22 protein-coding genes and 1 tRNA gene are annotated in these 21,934 nt (G+C 59.1%); 5 read left to right on the top strand and 18 right to left on the bottom strand.

Going from position 1 to position 21,934, the window contains the following annotated elements; translation table 11 throughout:
• Window positions 1–8: 8 nt before the first annotated feature.
• Window positions 9–2,087: a putative bifunctional diguanylate cyclase/phosphodiesterase gene (locus tag AC07OO_RS19085; RefSeq protein ID WP_495083720.1), complete on the top strand. Its 2,079-nt coding sequence runs from the start codon at window positions 9–11 to the stop codon at window positions 2,085–2,087.
• Window positions 2,088–2,099: 12 nt separating this feature from the next.
• Window positions 2,100–3,227, top strand: a complete 1,128-nt coding sequence (locus AC07OO_RS19080; protein WP_495083719.1) for a lipocalin-like domain-containing protein — start codon at window positions 2,100–2,102, stop codon at window positions 3,225–3,227.
• Between the two features lie 70 nt (window positions 3,228–3,297).
• Here AC07OO_RS19080 and AC07OO_RS19075 read toward each other — a convergent pair whose 3' ends face one another.
• Window positions 3,298–3,612 (bottom strand): c-type cytochrome, encoded by a 315-nt coding sequence (locus tag AC07OO_RS19075; RefSeq protein ID WP_495083718.1) that lies wholly within the window; start codon window positions 3,610–3,612, stop codon window positions 3,298–3,300.
• A gap of 190 nt (window positions 3,613–3,802) precedes the next feature.
• Here AC07OO_RS19075 and AC07OO_RS19070 point away from each other — a divergent pair, with 190 nt between their 5' ends.
• From AC07OO_RS19070 to AC07OO_RS19060, 3 genes are all read left to right on the top strand, one after another.
• A complete protein-coding gene (locus AC07OO_RS19070) occupies window positions 3,803–5,578 on the top strand; it encodes an ABC transporter transmembrane domain-containing protein (protein WP_495083717.1) in 1,776 nt (591 codons plus the stop codon).
• 74 nt (window positions 5,579–5,652) lie between these two features.
• Window positions 5,653–5,862 carry a hypothetical protein gene (locus AC07OO_RS19065; protein ID WP_495083716.1) on the top strand — a complete coding sequence of 70 codons (210 nt, stop codon included), beginning with the start codon at window positions 5,653–5,655 and terminating at the stop codon, window positions 5,860–5,862.
• A gap of 30 nt (window positions 5,863–5,892) precedes the next feature.
• Window positions 5,893–6,297, top strand: a complete 405-nt coding sequence (locus AC07OO_RS19060; RefSeq protein WP_495083715.1) for a hypothetical protein — start codon at window positions 5,893–5,895, stop codon at window positions 6,295–6,297.
• Window positions 6,298–6,332: 35 nt separating this feature from the next.
• Here the strand turns inward: AC07OO_RS19060 and AC07OO_RS19055 are convergent, their stop codons facing one another.
• The 17 genes from AC07OO_RS19055 to secG form a co-directional block, all read right to left on the bottom strand.
• Window positions 6,333–6,806, bottom strand: coding sequence for a DUF1178 family protein (locus tag AC07OO_RS19055; protein ID WP_495083714.1), 474 nt, complete (start codon window positions 6,804–6,806; stop codon window positions 6,333–6,335).
• Window positions 6,807–6,872: 66 nt separating this feature from the next.
• Complete coding sequence (gene nuoN, locus AC07OO_RS19050; protein ID WP_495083713.1) at window positions 6,873–8,363, bottom strand: NADH-quinone oxidoreductase subunit NuoN; 1,491 nt, start codon at window positions 8,361–8,363, stop codon at window positions 6,873–6,875.
• Window positions 8,364–8,387: 24 nt separating this feature from the next.
• Window positions 8,388–9,863, bottom strand: a complete 1,476-nt coding sequence (locus tag AC07OO_RS19045) for an NADH-quinone oxidoreductase subunit M (RefSeq protein WP_495083712.1) — start codon at window positions 9,861–9,863, stop codon at window positions 8,388–8,390.
• Between the two features lie 13 nt (window positions 9,864–9,876).
• Window positions 9,877–11,934 (bottom strand): NADH-quinone oxidoreductase subunit L, encoded by a 2,058-nt coding sequence (gene nuoL / locus AC07OO_RS19040; protein ID WP_495083711.1) that lies wholly within the window; start codon window positions 11,932–11,934, stop codon window positions 9,877–9,879.
• A 7-nt stretch (window positions 11,935–11,941) separates the two neighbouring features.
• The gene (gene nuoK / locus AC07OO_RS19035) at window positions 11,942–12,250 is read right to left on the bottom strand and encodes an NADH-quinone oxidoreductase subunit NuoK (RefSeq protein ID WP_495083710.1); all 309 of its coding nucleotides are present in this window, start codon (window positions 12,248–12,250) and stop codon (window positions 11,942–11,944) included.
• Window positions 12,247–12,903 carry an NADH-quinone oxidoreductase subunit J gene (locus AC07OO_RS19030; protein WP_495083709.1) on the bottom strand — a complete coding sequence of 219 codons (657 nt, stop codon included), beginning with the start codon at window positions 12,901–12,903 and terminating at the stop codon, window positions 12,247–12,249. The genes nuoK and AC07OO_RS19030 overlap by 4 nt, the downstream gene beginning before the upstream one ends.
• Window positions 12,904–12,928: 25 nt before the next feature.
• Window positions 12,929–13,450, bottom strand: coding sequence for an NADH-quinone oxidoreductase subunit NuoI (gene nuoI, locus AC07OO_RS19025; protein ID WP_495083708.1), 522 nt, complete (start codon window positions 13,448–13,450; stop codon window positions 12,929–12,931).
• A gap of 11 nt (window positions 13,451–13,461) precedes the next feature.
• A complete protein-coding gene (gene nuoH / locus AC07OO_RS19020; protein WP_495083707.1) occupies window positions 13,462–14,544 on the bottom strand; it encodes an NADH-quinone oxidoreductase subunit NuoH in 1,083 nt (360 codons plus the stop codon).
• Complete coding sequence (gene nuoG / locus AC07OO_RS19015; RefSeq protein ID WP_495083706.1) at window positions 14,541–16,682, bottom strand: NADH-quinone oxidoreductase subunit NuoG; 2,142 nt, start codon at window positions 16,680–16,682, stop codon at window positions 14,541–14,543. The genes nuoH and nuoG overlap by 4 nt, the downstream gene beginning before the upstream one ends.
• Before the next feature lie 12 nt (window positions 16,683–16,694).
• A complete protein-coding gene (nuoF, locus tag AC07OO_RS19010; RefSeq protein WP_495083705.1) occupies window positions 16,695–18,047 on the bottom strand; it encodes an NADH-quinone oxidoreductase subunit NuoF in 1,353 nt (450 codons plus the stop codon).
• Window positions 18,047–18,535, bottom strand: a complete 489-nt coding sequence (nuoE, locus tag AC07OO_RS19005; RefSeq protein WP_495083704.1) for an NADH-quinone oxidoreductase subunit NuoE — start codon at window positions 18,533–18,535, stop codon at window positions 18,047–18,049. The genes nuoF and nuoE overlap by 1 nt, the downstream gene beginning before the upstream one ends.
• Window positions 18,532–19,785: an NADH-quinone oxidoreductase subunit D gene (locus AC07OO_RS19000; RefSeq protein WP_495083703.1), complete on the bottom strand. Its 1,254-nt coding sequence runs from the start codon at window positions 19,783–19,785 to the stop codon at window positions 18,532–18,534. The genes nuoE and AC07OO_RS19000 overlap by 4 nt, the downstream gene beginning before the upstream one ends.
• A 12-nt stretch (window positions 19,786–19,797) precedes the next feature.
• Window positions 19,798–20,406: an NADH-quinone oxidoreductase subunit C gene (locus AC07OO_RS18995; protein WP_495083702.1), complete on the bottom strand. Its 609-nt coding sequence runs from the start codon at window positions 20,404–20,406 to the stop codon at window positions 19,798–19,800.
• Between the two features lie 8 nt (window positions 20,407–20,414).
• Entirely contained in the window at window positions 20,415–20,894 is a 480-nt protein-coding gene (locus AC07OO_RS18990; protein ID WP_495083701.1) for a NuoB/complex I 20 kDa subunit family protein, read from the bottom strand.
• A 3-nt stretch (window positions 20,895–20,897) separates the two neighbouring features.
• Window positions 20,898–21,257, bottom strand: coding sequence for an NADH-quinone oxidoreductase subunit A (locus AC07OO_RS18985; protein ID WP_495083700.1), 360 nt, complete (start codon window positions 21,255–21,257; stop codon window positions 20,898–20,900).
• A 63-nt stretch (window positions 21,258–21,320) separates the two neighbouring features.
• Window positions 21,321–21,405 (bottom strand) — tRNA-Leu (locus tag AC07OO_RS18980).
• 132 nt (window positions 21,406–21,537) lie between these two features.
• On the bottom strand, window positions 21,538–21,894 hold the full coding sequence (gene secG, locus AC07OO_RS18975) for a preprotein translocase subunit SecG (protein WP_495083699.1): 357 nt from the start codon (window positions 21,892–21,894) through the stop codon (window positions 21,538–21,540).
• Window positions 21,895–21,934 lie beyond the last annotated feature (40 nt).

The raw sequence follows: 21,934 nt of genomic DNA, 5'->3' as shown, positions 1-21,934 counted from the left end.
GCAAGGTCATGTCCACACTGTTTGAGTTTTTGCCCATAGGCGCCTACCGTACCAACCCGCAGGGCGTGGTGCTGCGCGCCAATGCGGCCCTGGTGCGCATGAATGGCTACACCACCGAGGCCGAGTGGCTGGCCGTCATCAATGCCAACGCCCAGGCCTGGTATGTGGACCCTACGCGACGCCAGCAGTTGCGCGACTTGCTGGACCGGGACAACGCGGTCATCAATTTCGTCTCCGAGGTCCACAGCGCCCGGCGCGACGGCCGCATGTGGGTGCGCGAAGCCGCCCACGCGGTGCGCGACGCGGATGGCGTCTTGCTGTATTACGAGGGCACGATAGAGGACATCACGGCCCACCACCTGGCCCAACAGGCGCTGACGCACAGCGAGGAGCGATGGAAGCTGGCGCTGGAAAGCACAGGCGACGGCGTGTGGGACTGGTATGTGCAGACAGGCGTGGAGTTCTACTCGCGCCGCTGCAAAGAAATCTATGGCTTTGCCGAGGACGAGATTGCCGACCGGTCCGACGCGTTGGATGGGCGCACCCACCCTGAGGACCTGGCCCAGATGCAGCGCGACCGCGAGGCGCATTTCAACGGCGAGACCGAGACCTATACCAACGAGCACCGCATCCTGTGCAAGGACGGTAGCTGGAAATGGGTGTTGACCCGCGGCATGGTCATCAGCCGCGACACGCAGGGCCGGCCGCTGCGCATGATAGGCACACACACTGACATATCGGACCGCAAGAACGCTGAGGCTCAGGTGTGGAAGCAAGCCCACTTTGACACGCTGACCGGCCTGCCCAACCGGCGCATGCTGCGCCAGCGCCTGGACGAAGCCATCGCCGCCAGCCGGCAGACCCGCCATGAACTGGCGGTGCTATTCATTGACCTGGACCATTTCAAGGAAGTCAATGACACACTGGGCCACGACAACGGCGACCTGCTGCTGGTGCAGGCGGCCCAGCGTATCCTGGCCTGCGTGGGGGCTAACGACACCGTGGCCCGCATGGGCGGCGATGAGTTCACCGTGGTGCTGTGCGGCGCGCAGGGATCCGACGCGGTAGAGGCAGTGCTGCACGGCATTCTGGATAGCCTCTCCAGTGGCTTCCTGCTGGGGAGCGAGCAAGTCTTTGTATCGGCCAGCATAGGCGTGGCCTTGTACCCGCAGCATGCGGCCCTTGCCGAGGAATTGCTCAAGCATGCCGACCAGGCCCTTTATGTGGCCAAGGGCGCGGGGCGCAATCGGTTCAGCCGCTACACCCCATCCCTGCAAGAGGCGGCGCAACTGCGGGCCCGGCTGGCGGCTGACCTGCGGCTAGCCCTGCCCCAGCAGCAATTCGCCTTGGCCTACCAACCCATCGTGCACTTGGCCAGCGGCCGCGTTCACAAAGCCGAGGCCTTGCTGCGCTGGCAACACCCGCACCGGGGCCCCGTGAGCCCGGCGCAGTTCATACCTATTGCGGAATCCACGGGGCTGATCATTGGGATTGGTGAATGGGTGTTCCAGCAAGCGGCCCAGCAGGTGGCGCAGTGGCGCCAGCGCTTTGCGGCGGACTTTCAGATCAGCGTCAACAAGTCGCCGGTGCAGTTCCATAGACTGGATAAAAGCCAGGACGCCTGGGGTGCGCAATTGCAGGCCATGGACCTGGATGGCTCCAGCATCGCCATCGAAATCACCGAGGGCCTGCTGCTGGACACCAATGACGACGTGCGGCAGCAGTTGCATGCGCTGCGTGCCGCGGGCATGGCCATATCGCTGGATGACTTTGGCACGGGCTATGCGTCGCTGACCTATTTGCAGAAATTCGACATCGACTTCATCAAGATCGACCAGTCTTTTGTCCGCAACCTCACGCCCGCCTCGACCGATCTCGCCCTGTGCAAGGCCGTGATATTGCTGGCCCACGACCTGGGCATGCAGGTGGTGGCCGAAGGGGTGGAAACCGAACAGCAGCGCGACCTGCTGATGGCGGCCGGTTGTGATTTTGGCCAGGGCTACTGGTTTGCCAAACCCATGTCGGCGGAGGCTTTTGAAACCTTCATGCAGGGGCACAACCAAGGTCCGGCGCAAGCCGTTCCCTGAAGCAAGATGGCGATGCCTTGGCCCCCTACCCGGCTCCTACGCCGCCGCTTTCTCAGCACGATGGCGGGCGGCGTTGGCCTGGCATTGCATCCACTGGCGGGTGCCGAACCGGCGGCAACCCGCCTGGTCTTTCCACGGGATGCCGGCGCACATCCCCAATTCGCCACCGAGTGGTGGTATGTCACCGGCTATATCCAGGCGGAAGGTGCCGGTGCCGATGCGCCACCATTGTTTGGCTTCCAGGTCACCTTCTTTCGCAGCCGCATTGCCAAGACCCAGGCCATGCAGTCGCGGCTGGCAGCCCGCCAACTGATTTTTGCCCACGCGGCATTGAGCGACCTGCGCGGCAAGAAACTCTGGCACGACCAGCGCATGGCCCGTGCATCGGGAGAGGCACCGGGTGCCAATGCATTGGACACGGCGTCTGCCAGTCTGGAAGACACCGGCTTGGTGTTGAAGGATTGGCTGTTGCAACGCCAAGGCAGCGATCTGCGCGCGGAGGTGGCATCTGCGGACTTTTCGCTGGCGTTGACGCTGGGTGCCCGCCAGCCGGTGCTGCTGCAAGGGGAACAAGGCCTGTCGCGCAAGGGGCCGGACCCTCGGCAAACCAGCTACTACTACAGCCTGCCGCATTTGCACGTGGGAGGCACCGTGGCCCTACAGGGCAAGCGCTACGCCGTGGGCGCCGGCAGCACGGCCTGGTTGGACCACGAATGGAGCCAGGAGATGCTGCACCCGCAGGCGGTGGGTTGGGACTGGATAGGCATCAACCTGTTCGACGGCAGCGCGCTGACCGCCTTTCGCCTGCGCGACAAAACCGGTGGCGCGCTGTGGGATGGAGGCTCCTTCCGAGCCAAGGACAAGCTGTTCAACTTCAAACGCGGCGAGGTGGTGTTCCAACCCCTGCGGGTATGGAAAAGTCCGTTGAGCCGGGCCAGCTACCCGGTGGAGTGGATGGTGCGCACACCGGCGGATTTCTACACCGTGCGCGCCATGCTGGACAACCAGGAGCTGGACAGCCGCGCCTCGACCGGTGCCATCTACTGGGAAGGGCTGTGCGAGGTGTGGGACAGCAACCAGAAACTGGTGGGCCGCGGCTACCTGGAGATGACGGGTTACGCTGCGGCGATCCGTCTGTAAACCGGAGGCCCAAAAGCAAAAACCCGCACGAGGCGGGTTTTTGCTTTTGGGGGAAGCAACCGGGTTTCTGTTACTTCAGAGACAGCACCCAGGCGACCAGCTTCTTGGCTTCGGCATCGTTGACCTGGGCATTGGCAGGCATCGGCACGGGGCCCCATACGCCAGAGCCGCCCTTGATAACCTTGGCAGCCAAGGCATCGGCAGCCTTGGCATCGCCGGCATACTTCTTGGCCACGTCTTTGTAGGCGGGGCCTACCACTTTCTTATCGATTGCGTGGCAGGCCATGCAATTCTTGGCCTTGGCCAGTGCCTCATCCGCAAATGCTGGGCCGGCGGCCGCCAGCGTGGCAGCGACGGTCAAAACAGCCAAGATACTATGTTTCATGTCTTTTCCTTGAGGTTTGTGGGGTGCTCTTGCGGATGCGCCGCAAGTTCTGAACGGGCTTGGGGGTTTCGTGGTTGACCACGACACCTGTAAAGAATAGCAGAAGCGCCGGGTAAACGCCCCGCGCCGCCTATGATTCGGGCTTGCATTTTCGCTTGCCTCTTGCGCCTTAGCCCCCACTTACCCCGCCATGACCACCGAACGCCCCAAATCGCAAACCCCTAAATCACTATCGGGCCTGCTCCCCTTTCTACGCCCCTACCGCGGCCGCATTGCACTAGCCTTTGTGTTCCTGGTGCTGGCCGCCATGGCAACGCTGGCCTTTCCCATTGCCCTGCGAAGCCTCATTGATGGCGGCCTGGTCCAGGGCGACCGGGGCGATCAGCTCATGGCCATGCGCGAACACTTTGGCATGCTTTTCGGCGTGGCGGTCGCACTGGGGATCACTTCCGCGGCACGCTTCTACATGGTGAGCTGGCTGGGTGAGCGGGTCACAGCCGACCTGCGCAACGCGGTCTACAGCCACGTGCTGCAGCAAAGTCCGGAATTCTTTGAAACCACGCAAACCGGGGAAGTGTTGTCGCGCCTGAGCGCCGATACCACGCTGGTGCAGACCGTGGTCGGCTCCTCCCTGAGCATGGGCTTGCGCAACCTGGTGATGGGCATCGGCGCCTTGGGCGTGCTGGTCTGGACCAACCCCTATGTGATGTTCCAGGTGCTGGGGGTGTTGGTGCTCATCGTGCTGCCCAGCGTGTGGTTCGGCCGGCGGGTGCGCAAACTCTCCCGAGCCAGCCAAGACCGGATTGCCGACTCCAGCTCCATCGCCGCCGAGATTCTCAACGCCATTCCGGTGGTGCAGAGTTACACCGCTGAAGGGCGGGAGACGCAGCGTTTTACTGCCTCGACTGACAGTGCCTTTGACACGGCCGTGCGTCGCGCACGGGCACGCTCGGTGCTGGTGGCCTTCATCATCATTGCCACCTCGGCAGCGCTGCTGTGGGGCTTGTTTCAGGGTACGCAGGCCGTTGTGGCGGGGCGCATCACGGCCGGGCACTTGGGGCAAACGGTGGTCTACGTCATCATCCTGGCCAGCGCCTTCGCGATCCTGGGCGAGGTCTATGGCGACCTGCTGCGCGCAGCTGGTGCAACCGAACGGCTGGTCGAGCTGCTGGAGACCCAATCGCCCATAAGCTCTCCAAAGAATCCGGCGCTAGCCCTCGTCCCCGCTACTGGAAGCGCTATCAAATTCGAAGCAATCGATTTCAACTACCCATCGCGCCCGCTGCAAAAGGCCTTGACTGACTTCACGCTGGACGTGCAGGCCGGCCAGACCGTGGCCATTGTGGGCCCCAGCGGTGCGGGCAAGAGCACGGTGTTCCAGTTGCTGCTGCGCTTCTACGATCCAGCGCAGGGGCGCATCGTGCTGGACGGCGTCAGCACACGGGAGATGTCGCTGGAATCGTTGCGCCAGCGCATCGGCATCGTGCCGCAGGACGCGGTCATTTTTTCCAGCAGCGCGATGGAGAACATTCGCTATGGCAAACCTTTGGCAACGGATGACGAGGTGAAAGCCGCCGCCAAGGCCGCGTTTGCCGACGATTTCATCAACGCCCTGCCCGAGGGCTACAACACCTTCCTGGGCGAACGGGGCGTGCGTCTGTCGGGCGGGCAGCGCCAGCGCATCGCGATCGCACGCGCCATGCTGAAGAATCCGCCCCTGCTGCTGCTGGACGAAGCCACCAGCGCCTTGGATGCCGAGAGCGAACGGATGGTGCAAGCCGCACTGGAATCCGCGATGCGGGGCCGCACCACGCTGGTCATTGCGCACCGGCTAGCCACCGTGCAGAAGGCCGACCGCATCGTGGTGCTGGACCATGGGCGGCTGGTGGAGCAAGGCACCCACGCCGAACTGGTGACCCACGGCGGAGTCTATGCGGGCCTGGCAGCCCTGCAGTTCAACGCCTGATCACCTCTTGGCCACGGGCTTGAAAATGCTGCACCGCACCCGTAGAATGGACTTATCCACACTGGGAGTTCGCCATGGACATCAATGCAGTCAGCAAACCAGCGGTCCAGCCGGCAGCTGCGCCCAAGCGCACGGCTGAAGCCCAGCACAAGCCAGAGCGTGAAAACAGCGCCAAACCTCAGGAAAACGAATCCGCCCGCAAAGCGGCGCTGGCCCAGCAAAACAAGCCGGTAATTAACACCCAAGGGCATACTACTGGGCGCCATTTGAACGTCACGGCTTAGCCGAATTCGTCGCAGACCGGAGCGAGGGGCATGGTCGCCATCACCGCCACCAACAGCACAACGCAATCTCTCCAGCTCAGCCTGGGACGTGCGCGCTTGGAGCAGGCGCGCCGGGAAGCGGACCAGGCCGAGGCAGCAGCCAAAGACTTGCGGGCGCAAGCGGATGACGCGGAACGCCAGGCGCAAGATAGCCAGGAGAATGTGCGCAAGGTGGCGGACCGCAATCGGCGCGACGAAGCGACCTACTCTGCACCACGAACCAGCAGTACATCCGAGGTGCCGCTGAAAGTCCAGAATTTAATTGAAAAGATGTACGCTGCGACCAGCGAGCAGCGTGCCAAGAGCGGCAACCCGCTCAAGGTGGATGCCAAGGCCGCTCCCGTCGTCAACATCCAAGGCCAGAGCACGGGCCGCATTGTGAACGTCACCGCTTAGCTACCCTACCCACCACGGAGGGCAGCTGTTAATGGCTATTGCAGAGGGCCCTTCAAGGCTGCAGGCAGTGGGAAGGCTAGCACGTCGATACCTTCATCAGCCAGTGCATGGGTTTCTTCCAGCGTAGCCGTTCCCCGAATACTCTGCGCTTCTTTTTCGCCATAGTGCATCTTGCGGGCCTCTTCGGCAAACTGGCCGCCCACATCAGTGGTCTCTGCCAACACCTTGCGCACCATCGTCAAAAATGCCTCGGCTGGCGTCGTAGTTGGGGCGTTAACCGCCACGCCCTGCCCCTGGGCGGACGACTCCTCTGCGCGACCCGCTATTGGGGCGCCGCGCAGGCCCGACAAAGATAGACGCGGCGCGCTGAGTTTCTTGGTGACGGACGGATCCCCACAAATAGGGCACTGAACCAGCGAGCGCTGACTCTGATCCACATAGTCAGCCTCAGACCCAAACCAGCCCTCGAATACGTGGCCTGTTGCGCATTGCAGGTCCAGGACTTTCATAGGTTCAGATCGTGAGGGAGTCAGGGGACAGTTGCCGCAAGGCCACCGAATCTCCCTAACGCGCTATCAGGTTCCCAGCATCTGGCGGATGGCATTGCCGCAGAGCAGCAACAAGCCACCAGGGAACATGCCCAACACCAGGACCAGAGCGCCGTTGACGCACAGGACCAAGCGCACATCCAACGGGGCCACCACACTGCTAGCAGTGATGGGTTCATCGAAGTACATGACCTTGATGACACGCAAATAGTAGAAGGCGCCAATCAGCGACATCAGCACCGCAAACACCGCAATGCCCATGTGGAAGGCTTGACCGGAAGCCACCAGTGCCTGCAACACCGCCAGCTTGGCATAGAAACCGACCAAGGGGGGGATACCGGCCAGCGACAACAGGCACACAGCCATGACACCGGCATACAGAGGGCTGCGTTGGTTCAGGCCAGCCAAGTCGGCAATCTCTTCGGTTTCAAAACCTTCTTGGGACAGCAGCAGCAAGATGCCGAAGCTTGCCAACGTGGTCAGCACATAGGTGATGACGTAGAACATGGACGAGCTGTAGGCATTGGCCGTGAAGCTCAGGGAGTCTCCGCTGACAACGCCCGACATCACGCCCAGCAGTACAAAGCCCATCTGCGAAATCGTGGAGAACGCTAGCATGCGCTTGACGTTGGTTTGTGCAATGGCGGCCAGATTACCGACCAGCAAAGACCCCACCGAGAGCATCAGCAACATCTGTTGCCAGTCTAAGGCCAAGGGGAGCATGCCTTCGACCAGCAAACGCATGGTCATGGCAAACGCTGCCAACTTGGGTGCGCCACCAATCATCAGCGTGATGGCTGTTGGAGCGCCTTGGTAGACGTCAGGAATCCACATGTGGAAAGGCACGGCGCCCAGCTTGAACGCCAAGCCCGCCACGATGAACACCACGCCAAACACCAACACCTGGTGGCGAACCTGCCCTGAGGCGATGGCCTTGAAGATGGCTGTGATGTCCAAGGAACCGGTCGCCCCATACAGCATGGACATGCCATACAGCAAGAAGCCGGATGCCATGGCGCCCAGCACGAAATATTTCATCGCTGCTTCGGTGGCGGTCGCATTGTCACGGCGCAAGGCAACCAATGCATAGCTGGACAGCGTCAGCAACTCCAGGCCCAGATAGATGACAAGCAGGTTGTTGCCGGAAATCATCACCGACATTCCCAGCAAGGCAAAAATACTCAGCGTGAACAGTTCACCACCGCGCAACATGCCCCGGTGTGCCGAATAGGGACGGGCATAGACCAGGGTCACCATGACAGCAACGGTTGCAAAGCACTTGAGCCAGTTGCCCATGGGGTCGCTGACCACCATATTGCCGAAGCCGTAGTAGGTGGCACCACCCATTGCCAGATCGGCCTGCATCAAGGCCACAACGGCCAATGTCAGCATCGTGATGGCATAGGTCAGGCCGCGCAGCGGCGTCTTGACGCCCAGGTCCAGCAAGGCAATGACACATGCCATCGCCAGCAAAACCGCATCAGGGTAAGTCGTGATCCAACTGATTTTGTCAATCATCTTTCGTCTCTCAATTCAGTTTGATCAGTTCAATTTGGACACTGCTACATGCTTGAGCAACTGCGCCACCGAGGGGTCCATGACATCGGTGAAGATTTTGGGGTACACACCCATCCACAGCACCGCCGCCGCCAGCAACGCCATGGTCAGAAACTCGCGGGGGTTGATGTCTTTCAGTGCCTTCACATCGTCATTAGCGACGGGGCCCAAATAGACCCGTTTGAACATCCACAGCGTGTAAGCAGCGCCGAAAATCAGCGCAGAGGCAGCCGCAAAACCGACCCAGAAATTAAACTTCACGGCAGCCAGAATAACCATCCACTCCCCCACAAAGCCGGCTGTTCCTGGCAAACCGCAATTGGCCATTGCAAAGAACAGGGCAAATGCAGCGAATTTGGGCATGGTGTTGACCACACCGCCGTAGCTTGCAATTTCGCGCGAGTGCACGCGGTCGTACAACACGCCAATGGACAGGAACATGGCACCCGATACAAAACCGTGGGCAATCATTTGCACCAGACCACCGGACATACCCAGGTCGATAAAGATAAAGAAGCCCAGCGTCACAAAGCCCATGTGTGCCACCGAAGAGTAGGCCACCAGCTTCTTCATGTCCTGTTGGACCATGGCCACCAAGCCCACGTAGACAACGGCGGTCAGCGACAAGGCAATCATCAACCATGCCCACTCATGCGCCGCATCGGGCGCGATCGGCAACGAGAAACGCAGAAAACCGTAAGCCCCCAGCTTCAGCATGATGGCGGCCAGCACGGCGGAGCCACCGGTAGGCGCCTCCACGTGAACATCCGGCAACCAAGTGTGAACCGGCCACATCGGCACCTTGACGGCAAATGCCGCAAAGAAAGCAAAGAACAGAAGGGTCTGGCTGCTGCTGTCCAAGCGCAGAGCATGCCAAGTAGCCAGGTCAAAGCTGCCACCGGATTTGGTATACAGGAAGATCAGGGCCAGCAACATTAGCAGCGAGCCGAGCAAGGTGTACAGGAAGAACTTGAAAGCGGCGTAGATTTTGTTCGGACCGCCCCAGATACCGATGATCAGGTACATCGGGATCAACGTGGCTTCAAAGAACACATAGAACAGCAGGCCGTCCAACGTGGAAAAGACGCCGATCATCAAACCGCTCAGAATCAGGAAGGCAGCCATGTATTGGTTGACGCGGCGCGTGATGGCCTCCCAGCCGGCTATCACCACGATAACGTTGATGAAAGCGGTCAACAGCACAAACCACAGCGAGATGCCATCGACACCCAGGTGGTACTTCACATTGAAGCGGTCAATCCAAGCTGTGTTCTCCACGAACTGCATCGCAGCGCTCGACGCATCGAATTGCGTGTACAGCGGAATCGTGATCAAGAAGCTGATCACCGCGCCAATCAGGGCAACCCAACGCACGGCCGTTGCTTGCTCATCGCGCCCCAGCGCCAGCAAGACAAGACCGAACGCGATAGGCGTCCAAATCGCCAGGCTCAACAATCCCATTTTCTTCTTCTCCTTATTTGTTAAGCCATTCGCGGATTGAGGGGCCGGACACGAAATACGAAATCAAGACAAACATGCCCAAGATCATGACCAAGGCGTAGTGGTACAGGAAACCGGTTTGCAACTTGCGCACCACGCTGGAGATCCAACCCACCAGCTTCCAAGAGCCATTGACTAAGGCTCCATCGATGATGGCCTGATCGCCGCCCTTCCACAGGCCGGTACCCAACATGCGTGCGCCACGAGCGAGGATGTTTTCGTTGATCCAGTCGAGGTAGTACTTGTTTTCCAGCAGATTGAAGATTGGCATGAAGGTCTTCTTGATGGCTGCAGGCCACTCGGGCTTGACCATGTAGAAGACGTAGGACAAGCCGACACCCAACGCGGCCAGTAGTAACGGCAGGCTCAACAGCGCGTGGACAGCCATTTGCCAAGGAGTATGGAACGCATGGCCCAACTCTTCCATCGCCGGGTGCAATTCAGCATTGACGGCAATCGCGTCCTTAAAGAACTCACCGAATAGCATGGGCTCAATCGTCCAGTAGCCAATCAGCACCGATGGAATCGCCAGCAGCACCAAGGGCACGGTCACCACCCACGGAGACTCATGCGGACCATGGTGGTGGTCATCACCGTGGTGTCCATGGTCATCGCCATGGTGATCGTCGTGGTGCGCATCCGGGTTCTGGTCGAAGCGCTCCTTGCCGTGGAACACCAGGAAGTACATGCGGAAAGAATAGAACGCCGTCACGAAGACACCGGCCAAGACGGCGAATTTTGCAAAGCCAGCGCCCGGCAGATGGCTTTCCATCACCGCTTCGATGATGCTGTCCTTGGAGTAGAAACCCGAAAACAAGGGGGTTCCGATCAGTGCCAAGGAACCGAGCAGAGAGGTGATCCAAGTGATGGGCATGTACTTTCGCAGGCCGCCCATCCAGCGGATGTCCTGGTTGTGGTGGCAACCCATGATCACTGAGCCGGCGCCGAGGAACAACAGGGCCTTGAAGAACGCGTGGGTCATCAAGTGGAAGACCGCAACGGAGTAGGCCGAGGCGCCCAGGGCAACGGTCATATAGCCCAACTGGGACAGCGTGGAGTACGCAACCACGCGCTTGATGTCGTTCTGGATGATGCCCAGGAAACCCATGAACAGAGCGGTGATGGCTCCCACGACCATGATGAAGCTCAAGGCGGTATCGCTGAGTTCAAACAACGGCGACATGCGGGTCACCATGAAGATGCCGGCCGTCACCATCGTCGCCGCGTGGATCAGCGCGGAGATCGGTGTTGGGCCTTCCATCGAATCCGGCAACCACACGTGCAAGGGGAATTGGGCCGACTTGCCCATGGCACCAATGAACAGGCAAATGCAGATGACGGTGATCAGCATCCAATCCGTACCTGGCAGATGCAAGGCCGCCAACTCAGATGACTTGGCGAAAGCCTCGGTGTAGTTCAGGGTTCCGGCGAATGCCGCAATCAGGCCGATGCCAAGGATGAAGCCGAAGTCGCCCACGCGGTTGACCAGAAAGGCCTTCATGTTGGCAAAGATCGCCGTCGGCTTGTTGAACCAGAAGCCGATCAGCAGATAGGACACCAGGCCCACAGCCTCCCAGCCGAAGAACAGTTGCAACATGTTGTTGCTCATGACCAGCATCAACATGGAGAAGGTGAACAGCGAGATGTAGGAGAAGAAGCGGTTATAGCCCTCATCCTCTTCCATGTAGCCGATGGTGTACAAGTGCACCATCAAGGACACGAAGGTGACGACGCACATCATCATCGCGGTCAGGCCATCGACCAGGAAACCAATCTCCATTTTCAGGCCGCCAACGACCATCCAGGTGTAGAGGGTTTCGTTCAGTCGTGCCCCATCCACGGCAACCGACTTCAGTGTCATTGCCGACACGATGAAGGCAATCAAGACGCCCAGGATGGTGACGGAATGGCTGGCACGGCGACCGATCACATTACCACCGAATTGGGTCCCCAGTACGCCGGCGAGGATGGAGCCCACCAGCGGTGCCAAGGGCACCCATAGCAAAGTAGAGGCAGACAGGGTTTGACTCATATTCTTATTAACCCTTGAGCGTATTGAGTTCGTCCACGCTGATGCTGGACTTGTTGCGGAACAACAGCACCAGAATCGCCAAGCCAATGGCCGATTCGGCGGCAGCCACTGTCAAGATGAAAAACACAAAAATCTGGCCGTGCATGTCATGCAGGAAATGCGAGCAGGCGACGAAGTTCGTGTTCACCGCTAACAGCATCAATTCGATCGCCATCAGCAATACGATCAGGTTGCGACGATTCAGAAATATGCCCACTACCGACAGCGCAAACAGAATTGCGCCCAGGGACAAAAAGTGGCCTAGAGTCAATATCATGCTTTTTTCTCCACGGGTGCAGCAGTCTCTGCTGCAACAGGGGCCTGGGTCGTCGCGGCGTATTTGACCACCGACAGGCGATCCTTGGCCTTGACGCGCACCTGATCCGACGCGCTGATGAATTTCGAATCCTTGCGGGCACGCAAAGTCAGCGCAATGGCGGCAATCATGGCGACCAACAAAATGGCAGCAGCGACTTCCAGCGGGTACAGGTACTGGGTGTACAGCAGTTTGCCCAGGTCCTTGGTATTGGACGCATTGGCCACCACGGGGGCGGCAACTGCCGCTGTATTGGATTCCTCGACCTTGGTAAAGCCGCCCATCAGCACGGCAGACATTTCCAGCGCGATCACCACGCCAACGAAGGCGGCCATGGGGAAATGCTTCCAGAAGCCGCGGCGCAAGTTCTCGATGTTGATGTCCATCATCATCACCACGAAGAGGAAGAGCACCATCACCGCGCCCACATAGACCAAGACCAAGGTGATGGACAGGAATTCCGCCTTAAGCAGCATCCAGACCATCGCGGCCTGGAAGAACGTCAGCACCAGGAACAGTACGGAATGGATGGGATTTCGGGCCGTGATCACGCGAAATGCCGCAAACAGCATGATCGCGGAGAACACATAAAACAGTGCAGTCGTGACACTCATGGTTCAAATTCTTTCTGGCGACGGATCAGCGGTACTTGGCATCGACCTGCCGATTGGCCGCAATCTGGCTTTCGTAGCGGTCACCCACCGCCAGCAGCATGTCTTTGGTGAAATACAGATCCGCGCGGGACTCCCCGTGGTATTCAAAGATGTGGGTTTCCACGATCGAGTCCACCGGGCAGCTCTCTTCGCAGAAACCGCAGAAGATGCATTTGTTCAGATCGATGTCATAGCGCGTGGTGCGGCGTGAACCGTCGTCGCGCATTTCGGACTCGATGGTGATGGCCATCGCCGGGCACACGGCCTCGCACAGCTTGCAGGCAATGCAGCGCTCTTCACCATTCTCATAGCGGCGCAAAGCATGCAGGCCACGGAAGCGTGGCGACAGAGGCGTTTTTTCCTCGGGGTATTGCAGCGTGACTTTGCGGCGGAAGGCATAGCGCCCCGTCAAGGCCAATCCCTTGAACAACTCCGCCAGCAGAAAACTGTGCAGAAAATCTTTCAGCGAAAACGCTGGCGGTTTGTGGGCAACGGTATTTGAAGACATAGATGTGCCCCTTACTTCCAGATGTTGAGGGGTGTTTGCATCCAGGCACCCACAACGAGCAACCAGACCAAGGTAACGGGGATAAATACTTTCCAGCCCAGGCGCATGATCTGGTCATAGCGGAAACGCGGGAAGGTTGCGCGGATCCAGATGAAGAAATTCACGATCATGAAGGCCTTCAGGCCCAGCCAAATCCAACCTGGGATCAGGTTGAAGGGAGCCCAGTCCACAGGCGACATCCAGCCGCCCAAGAACATCACGGTTGCCAGCAAGGACACCAGGAACATGTTGGCGTATTCGGCGAGCTGGAACATGGCCCAGGACATGCCCGAATACTCCACCATGTGGCCGGCCACAATTTCCGCCTCGCCTTCGACGACGTCAAAAGGGTGGCGATTGGTTTCAGCCAAGCTGGACACGACATAGACCACAAAAATAGGCAGTAGCGGCAGCCAGTTCCACGACAGGAAGTTCAAGCCCGCGGACGCGAACTGTCCCTTGCCTTGGCCGACAACGATATCCGTCAAATTCAGGCTGGAGGAAATCATCAGCACGACCACCAGGCAGAAGCCGATGGCGATTTCATAGCTGACCATCTGTGCGGATGCGCGCAGAGAACCCAGGAATGCGTACTTGGAGTTGGATGCCCAACCCGAAATGATGATGCCGTAGACCTCCATACCCGCAATCGCCATCACAAACAGCAGACCGGCATTGACGTTGGCCAATGCAACATCGGGACCAAACGGGATCACGGCCCACGCCGCCAACGACGGCATGATGGTGAGTACAGGGCCCAACAGGAACAATCCCTTGTTGGCCTTGGTCGGAACCAATATCTCCTTGGTCATCAGTTTCAAGGAGTCTGCGATAGGCTGTAGCAGGCCCCAGGGACCAACACGGTTGGGGCCAAGGCGCACTTGCACATAGCCCAGCAGCTTGCGCTCCCACAGCGTGGTAAAGGCAACCGCGATCACCAAGGGCAATACAACCGCCATGATTTTGATCAGGGCCCAAATGACGGGCCAAGCCAACTCGGCCCACCAAGCCTGAGCAATCAATCCCTGGCCCCCGTTGAACAGTGCGTCGATCATGCCAACACCTCCTGGGCCGCTTGAGACTGGGCACCCGCACGGCCGTCGGCTGTCATTTGCAAGGATGGCGCCCGTCGCACAATGCTGTCCAACTGGTAGATACTGACCACACAGGGCTCTGCTCCATTCGCCGCAGGCGCTGCCTGGAAGGCGCAGCTATTGTTCAAGCGATGGGCTGGCACCTGCGCCGGCACGCCGTCGGCATGCATGTGCTGCAAGACCTCTTGCGCGGACTCGAAGCCAAAGCCTGGCAGAGACAGAATATTCGCCAATGCGCGCAACACTTTCCAAGCTGGACGGGCTTCGCCCAAAGGCTTCACCACGGCATAGAAGCTCTGCACCCGGCCTTCAGCATTCACAAAGGTGCCCGGCGTTTCTGTGAACGGTGCGATGGGCAGCAGCACATCGCTGCATTCCATATTGGCCTTGAAGGGGCTCAGCGTCACAACCATCTCGGACTGCTTCAAGGCCGCCACAGAGGCCGCGGCACCGGCCGAATCAAATTCGGGTTCGGTATTCAGCAGAATGGCGGCCTTCAGACCACCAGACAGCATTTGACCGGCGTGCAAGCCCTTCTCACCCGGCAGGGCTCCGGCCAACTGTGCGCCTACGGTATTGGCGGCTTCCGTCAGGTAGCCAAAGCTCGCACCGGTTTGTGCAGCAATCCAGTCCGCAAGAGCCAAAATTTGGTTGGCCTGTGCATGGTGGGCGGCAGCATTCCCCAACAAAATGGCTTTGCGCTCACCACCCAGCAGGGATTGGGCAATCTCTTTCGCTGTCGCCGTGGCTTGACCGCCGAGAGGCGCAGCGGAGCCTTTCTCTGTGGCAATGACCGATGCAATATCGGCCAGGGCTTGCACCCATTCCGCGGCAGGAGCCAGCAGGCTGTTGCGTACAGGCATACCCCAATCTGCGGACTTGGCGTTGATGGTGTTGACAACGCATCCACGCTTGTTCGCCTGGCGAACGCGCTGGGCGAACAGGGGATGGTCTTTGCGCAGATTGGAACCCACCACCAGCACACGCTCCAGGTTGGAGAGCTCGGCAATGGGCATACCCAGGTAACGGGCACCTGTGTGGCCCCGTGTAAATTCGGCGTTGCGCAGGCGGTAGTCGATGTTTTCGCTACCCAGGCCGCGCACCAAGGCTCCAGCCAGATAAAGCTCTTCCAGCGTGCTGTGCGGGCTGACCAGAGCGCCGATGGAAGCCCCACCGTGTGACGACTTGATACTCTGCAAACCGTGGGCCACGTATTCCAATGCCGTCTGCCAGTCCACCGTCTTCCACTCGCCACCCTGCTTGAGCATGGGCGCGGTCAAGCGTTCAGGACCGTTCAAAGCTTCGTACGAGAAGCGGTCGCGGTCGGCGATCCAGCATTCATTGACGGCTTCATTTTCCAGTGGCACAACCCGCATCACGGTGTTGTTCTTGACCTGGACCACCAGGTTAGAGCCCGTGGAATCATGGGGGCTAACCGACTTGCGGCGCGACAGTTCCCAGGTACGGGCGCTGTAGCGGAACGGTTTGCTGGTCAGCGCACCCACCGGGCAGATATCGATCATGTTGCCCGACAATTCCGAATCAACGGACAACCCTACAAAGGCCTCGATCTCGGCGTGCTCACCCCGATGGGACATGCCCAATTCCATGGCACCAGCAATTTCCTGCCCAAAGCGCACGCAACGTGTGCAATGGATGCAGCGGCTCATTTCCTCCATGGAAATCAGCGGGCCGATGTCCTTGTGGAAGACCACACGCTTCTCTTCCTCGTAGCGCGACGAAGAACCACCATAACCCACAGCCAAATCCTGCAATTGACACTCGCCACCCTGGTCGCAAATCGGGCAATCCAGCGGGTGGTTGATCAGCAGGAATTCCATCACGGACTTCTGCGCCTTGATCGCCTTGTCGCTCTTGGTGCGGACAATCATGCCCTGCGTAACAGGCGTTGCGCAGGCGGGCATGGGTTTGGGCATCTTCTCCACATCGACCAGGCACATACGGCAATTGGCCGCAATGCTGAGCTTCTTGTGGTAGCAGAAGTGGGGAATGTAGGTGCCAGCCTTTTCGGCCGCATGCATGATCATGCTGCCTTCGACAATGTCGACCTTCTTGCCGTCGAGTTCGATTTCTATCATCTTGTCACTCGTTTAGACGTAGGCAGGGACCATGCAGGTCTTGTGCGCAACGTGGTGCTCAAATTCATGTCGGAAGTGTTTGATCATGGCGCGCACGGGCATGGCCGCGGCGTCGCCCAATGCGCAGATCGTGCGGCCCATGATGTCGTTGGCAACGCTGTCCAGCAAATCCATGTCAGCCGGCCGACCATGGCCGGTTTCGATACGATCCACCACACGCGACAACCATCCCGTGCCTTCACGGCAGGGGGTGCACTGGCCGCAGGACTCGTGCATGTAGAAGTAGCTCAGGCGTTGCAGTGCCTTGACCATGCAGCGCGTTTCGTCCATGACGATCACGGCGCCAGAGCCCAGCATCGAGCCAGCCTTGGCGATGGAGTCGTAGTCCATCGTGCATTCCATCATGATGGAGGCCGGCAGCACGGGCGAGGAAGATCCGCCAGGGATCACTGCCTTCAGCGCTTTACCGCCACGCACTCCACCGGCCAGTTCCAGCAGCTTGGCAAAGGGCGTTCCCATCGGGATTTCATAGTTGCCGGGGCGCTCCACATCACCGCTCACCGAGTAGATCTTGGTACCGCCGTTGTTGGGTTTGCCGCACTCCAGGTAGGCTTGCCCACCATTGCGGATGATCCATGGAACCGCTGCAAAGGTTTCCGTATTGTTGATGGTCGTGGGCTTGCCGTACAGGCCAAAACTGGCCGGGAACGGCGGCTTGAAGCGGGGCTGGCCCTTCTTGCCTTCCAGCGATTCCAGCAGGGCTGTTTCTTCGCCGCAAATATAGGCGCCAAAACCATGGGCAGCATGCAACTGGAAGCTGAAATTGCTGCCCAGGATGTTGTTGCCCAGCAGGCCTGCCGCACGGGCTTCTTCCAAGGCTTCTTCAAAGCGGTCGTAGGTCGAGAAGATCTCGCCGTGGATGTAGTTGTAGCCCACCGATATGCCCATGGCAAATGCAGCGATGGCCATGCCTTCGATGACGATATGGGGGTTGTATTCCATGATGTCCCGGTCCTTGCAGGTACCGGGTTCACCTTCGTCCGAATTGCAGACCAAGTACTTTTGGCCCGGGAACTGGCGGGGCATGAAGCTCCACTTCAGTCCGGTCGGAAAACCGGCGCCACCGCGTCCGCGCAGGGCCGACTCCTTGACCGTGGCAATCACCTGGTCTTGCGTCATGGGCTCGCCGCCACCAATGCCCAGGACCTTGCGCAGGGCCTGGTAGCCGCCGCGGGCTTCGTAGTCTTTCAGGCGCCAATTCGAACCATTCAAGCCAGCAAAGATTTGCGGATTGATGTGGCGGTCGTGGAAACAGGTTTGCACGCCAGAGGCGCGGAATTGAGAAAGGATCTGCTCGGCTGTCATCACTTGCCCCCCGCCGCACGCAGGCCATCAACCAGTTGATCCAGCTTCTCTGGTGTCATGAAGCTACACATGGAGCGGTCATTGACCAGCATCACAGGAGAGTCTGCACAAGCCCCCAGGCACTCACTTTGTTGCAAGGTGAACAGGCCATCAGCCGTGGTTTGGCCCATGGTAATGCCGAGCTTCTTTTCCAGGTAATGCAGCGTGCTCTGCCCTTCGCGCAATTGGCAAGGCAGATTGGTGCAGACGTTGAGCTTGTACTTGCCAACGGGGCGTTGGTTGTACATGTTGTAGAAGGTTGTGACTTCGTGCACAGCCATGGGAGCCATGCCCAAATACTCGGCGACCACCTTCTCGCTGTCCGTGCTGACATAACCCAACTCTTGTTGGACGATGGCCAAGCACGCCATCACAGCAGACTGCGCTTGGTCGGCAGGGTACTTTGCCACTTCTTTGGCAAAGCGTGCCTTGGTTGATTCAGAGATCATCGATCAATCTCTCCAAAAACGATATCCAGGGTACCGATGATGGACACCACATCGGCAATCATGTGGCCCTTGGCCAGTTCATTCAGACCCGCCAGATGCGGGAAACCGGGCGCCCGAATCTTCAGGCGATAGGGCTTGTTGGCACCGTCGCTCACGATGTAGACGCCAAATTCGCCCTTGGGGTGTTCAACCGCCGAATAGGCCTGGCCCTCGGGCACATGGAAGCCTTCGGTGAACAGCTTGAAATGGTGGATCAGCTCTTCCATGCTGGTCTTCATGGACTCGCGCGATGGCGGCGCAACCTTGTGGTTGTCCGTGATCACCGGACCAGGGTTGACCCGCAGCCAGTCCACGCACTGTTTGATGATGCGGTTGGACTGCTTCATCTCTTCCATGCGGACAAGGTAGCGGTCGTACACGTCGCCGGTGCTGCCGACCGGTATGTCGAAGTCCAGCTTGTCGTAGACATCGTAAGGCTGTTGCTTGCGCAGGTCCCAGGCCAGCCCGGTGGCGCGCAGCATGGCGCCGCTAAAACCCAGATTCAGCGCACGCTCGGTCGAAATGGGGCTGATACCAACGCAACGCTGCTTCCAGATGCGGTTTTCGGTCAGCAGCGTGTGGTATTCCTCCAGGCACTTGGGGAAACGCTGGGTGAAGTCTTCGATGAAGTCCAGCAACGAGCCCTGGCGGTTGCGGTTCAACACCTCCACCGCCTTGGCGTTGCGCACCTTGCTGGCCTTGTGCTGGTTCATGGTTTCCGGCAGGTCGCGGTAGACGCCACCAGGTCGGAAATACGCGGCGTGCATGCGGGCGCCACTGGCAGCCTCGTACATATCGAACAGGTCTTCGCGCTCGCGGAAGGTGTAGATCAGAATCGTGGAACTGCCGCAATCATTGCCATGCGAACCCAGGTACATCAAATGGTTCAGCAAACGCGTGATCTCGGCGTACATCACACGGATGTACTGCGCACGGATGGGCACTTCGATACCCAGCAAGCGCTCCAACGCCAGGCAATAGGCATGCTCGCTGCACATCATGGACACATAGTCCAGCCGGTCCATGTAAGGCAGACTCTGGATGTAGGTCTTGCTCTCGGCCAGCTTTTCGGTGGCGCGGTGCAGATTGCCAATGTGCGGATCGGCGCGCTGGATCACCTCGCCATCCAGCTCCAACACCAGGCGCAACACGCCGTGTGCTGCCGGGTGTTGCGGTCCAAAATTGAGGGTGTAGTTCTTTATTTCAGCCATGGATCAAAGCACCTAGTGCAGCCCCCCGTAGTTGTCTTCACGGATGATGCGCGGTGTGATCTCGCGGCTCTCGATGGTGACGGGCTGGTACACCACGCGGGCTTGCGCTGCGTCGTAACGCATCTCTACATAGCCGCTGGTGGGGAAGTCTTTGCGGAAGGGGTGGCCAATGAAACCGTAGTCGGTCAGGATGCGACGCAGGTCGTTGTGGCCGTCGAACATGATGCCGAACAGATCAAAGGCCTCGCGCTCGTACCAGTCTGCGGCTGCCCAGACATCGGTCAGCGACTTCAATACGGGCATGGCGTCATCAGTTGCGAACACCTTGAGACGCAGGCGTTGGTTCAGGCTGACGGACAACAACTGGAGGACTACGCAGAAACGCGGACCGTCGTAGGCACCGGCCTTGTAGTCGGAATAGTCCAAGCCACAGAGGTCCACCATTTGCTCGAACTTGCAACCGGATGCATCGCGCAAGATGCACGCGGCGGCGTGGTAGTCCTCAGCAGACACCACCGCCTCAACCTCACCCAGCGAAATGGAGCTGCGCTTCAATTTGTCGCCCAAGGCCGCAACAACGGCCGCCTGAATGGTCTCAGGCGTAACGGAAAATGTTGTCATAAACCCCTTCAGGCCCGCGCGATGGTTTCGGTGCGGCGAATCTTGAGTTGCAATTGCATGATGCCGTAGATCAGTGCTTCGGCAGTGGGCGGACAGCCCGGCACATACACGTCCACCGGCACGATGCGGTCGCAGCCGCGCACGACGGAATAGCTGTAGTGGTAGTAGCCGCCACCATTGGCGCACGAACCCATGCTGATCACGCGGCGTGGCTCCGCCATCTGGTCATAGACCTTGCGCAGCGCAGGGGCCATCTTGTTGCACAACGTCCCAGCCACGATCATCAAATCGGATTGACGCGGGCTGGCACGGAACACCTCGGCGCCAAAGCGCGCCAAGTCGTAGCGCGCGGTGGCTGCATGCATCATCTCGACCGCGCAGCAGGCCAGACCAAATGTCATGGGCCATACCGAACCGGTTCTGGCCCAGTTCATCACCGAGTCATAGCTGGTGGTGACAAAGCCTTCTCGTAGAACACCTTCAATCATTTGCTACTCCCAGTCCAGGGCACCTTTTTTCCACATGTACACAAAACCAATGGTCAGCACGCCCACGAACTCCACACCGATCAAGAAACCAAAGAAGCCCAACTCCTTGAGCGCCACCGCCCACGGAAACAGGAATGCTGTTTCGAGGTCGAACAGGATGAACAGAATCGCGATCAGGTAGTAGCGAACGTCGAACTTCATGCGGGCGTCTTCAAACGCCTCGAAGCCGCATTCGTAAGGGGAGTTTTTGGCTGGATCGGGGCGATTGGGCCCCAAGATGTATCCGATGACTTGTGGTGCAACGCCAAAACCGACGCCAACCAAGATGAACAAGAGTGCAGGAAGATATTGATCGAGGTTCATCTTATGCTTTTCTTATCACCATTTCAGGCCTGCTGAGACTGCCTAGCAGGTCCAATACCAATTTGGTGCCGTCGGCGAGACTCGAACTCGCACAGCTCTCGCCACTACCCCCTCAAGATAGCGTGTCTACCAATTTCACCACGACGGCGGCTTTTTGTTGTCTGCTTTGCATGAGGAACCCTAAGATCCAAGATGTAAGGTATTTCGCTTTTCAGACAAGCATAGAGTTTACCCTGAATTTACCCCTCGCCCCCGAGGGGCAAGGCAATTAAAGCAGGGTTTACTTGGCGGGGATTTGCGCGGCGCCAGAAGCGGCGACGGCAGGAGCCGAAGCGGCCTCGGCCACGGCGGGCGCAACGACTGCGGCGCCTTCCAGAACGCTGTTGGATGTGGCGGTACGCAGATTGCCAAAATAGGCCAATGCCAAGGTGCAGACAAAGAACACGGTGGCCGCTACGGCCGTGGTGCGGGACAGGAAATTGGCACTACCGCTGGCGCCAAACAAGCTGCCGGAACTACCACTACCAAAGGCCGCGCCCATGTCAGCACCCTTGCCGTGCTGCACCAGAATCAGACCAATCATGGCCAAGGCCGACAGCATCTGAACCGTCAAAATCATCGTCAACACAATATTCATTCTCAATACTCCAAAAAAAGGGAAACTTGCTACAGCGGCT

The sequence above is a fragment of the Rhodoferax sp. GW821-FHT07G04 genome, from assembly GCF_059418585.1.
This window is presented reverse-complemented; position numbering and strand designations above follow the sequence as displayed.

Excerpts from the sequence above, each read along its gene's own strand:
- AC07OO_RS19075 (WP_495083718.1), bottom strand. The coding sequence starts at position 3,612 with ATGAAACATAGTATCTTGGCTGTTTTGACCGTCGCTGCCACGCTGGCG.
- nuoH (WP_495083707.1), bottom strand. The coding sequence starts at position 14,544 with ATGATCGACGCACTGTTCAACGGGGGCCAGGGATTGATTGCTCAGGCT.
- AC07OO_RS19000 (WP_495083703.1), bottom strand. The coding sequence starts at position 19,785 with ATGGCTGAAATAAAGAACTACACCCTCAATTTTGGACCGCAACACCCG.
- AC07OO_RS18995 (WP_495083702.1), bottom strand. The coding sequence starts at position 20,406 with ATGACAACATTTTCCGTTACGCCTGAGACCATTCAGGCGGCCGTTGTT.
- AC07OO_RS19070 (WP_495083717.1), top strand. The coding sequence starts at position 3,803 with ATGACCACCGAACGCCCCAAATCGCAAACCCCTAAATCACTATCGGGC.
- AC07OO_RS19085 (WP_495083720.1), top strand. The coding sequence starts at position 9 with ATGTCCACACTGTTTGAGTTTTTGCCCATAGGCGCCTACCGTACCAAC.
- nuoK (WP_495083710.1), bottom strand. The coding sequence starts at position 12,250 with ATGATATTGACTCTAGGCCACTTTTTGTCCCTGGGCGCAATTCTGTTT.
- AC07OO_RS19080 (WP_495083719.1), top strand. The coding sequence starts at position 2,100 with ATGCCTTGGCCCCCTACCCGGCTCCTACGCCGCCGCTTTCTCAGCACG.
- nuoN (WP_495083713.1), bottom strand. The coding sequence starts at position 8,363 with ATGATTGACAAAATCAGTTGGATCACGACTTACCCTGATGCGGTTTTG.
- AC07OO_RS18990 (WP_495083701.1), bottom strand. The coding sequence starts at position 20,894 with ATGATTGAAGGTGTTCTACGAGAAGGCTTTGTCACCACCAGCTATGAC.
- AC07OO_RS19060 (WP_495083715.1), top strand. The coding sequence starts at position 5,893 with ATGGTCGCCATCACCGCCACCAACAGCACAACGCAATCTCTCCAGCTC.
- AC07OO_RS19065 (WP_495083716.1), top strand. The coding sequence starts at position 5,653 with ATGGACATCAATGCAGTCAGCAAACCAGCGGTCCAGCCGGCAGCTGCG.
- AC07OO_RS19045 (WP_495083712.1), bottom strand. The coding sequence starts at position 9,863 with ATGGGATTGTTGAGCCTGGCGATTTGGACGCCTATCGCGTTCGGTCTT.
- nuoF (WP_495083705.1), bottom strand. The coding sequence starts at position 18,047 with ATGACAGCCGAGCAGATCCTTTCTCAATTCCGCGCCTCTGGCGTGCAA.
- nuoG (WP_495083706.1), bottom strand. The coding sequence starts at position 16,682 with ATGATAGAAATCGAACTCGACGGCAAGAAGGTCGACATTGTCGAAGGC.
- secG (WP_495083699.1), bottom strand. The coding sequence starts at position 21,894 with ATGAATATTGTGTTGACGATGATTTTGACGGTTCAGATGCTGTCGGCC.
- AC07OO_RS19055 (WP_495083714.1), bottom strand. The coding sequence starts at position 6,806 with ATGAAAGTCCTGGACCTGCAATGCGCAACAGGCCACGTATTCGAGGGC.
- AC07OO_RS18985 (WP_495083700.1), bottom strand. The coding sequence starts at position 21,257 with ATGAACCTCGATCAATATCTTCCTGCACTCTTGTTCATCTTGGTTGGC.
- AC07OO_RS19030 (WP_495083709.1), bottom strand. The coding sequence starts at position 12,903 with ATGAGTGTCACGACTGCACTGTTTTATGTGTTCTCCGCGATCATGCTG.
- nuoL (WP_495083711.1), bottom strand. The coding sequence starts at position 11,934 with ATGAGTCAAACCCTGTCTGCCTCTACTTTGCTATGGGTGCCCTTGGCA.
- nuoE (WP_495083704.1), bottom strand. The coding sequence starts at position 18,535 with ATGATCTCTGAATCAACCAAGGCACGCTTTGCCAAAGAAGTGGCAAAG.
- nuoI (WP_495083708.1), bottom strand. The coding sequence starts at position 13,450 with ATGTCTTCAAATACCGTTGCCCACAAACCGCCAGCGTTTTCGCTGAAA.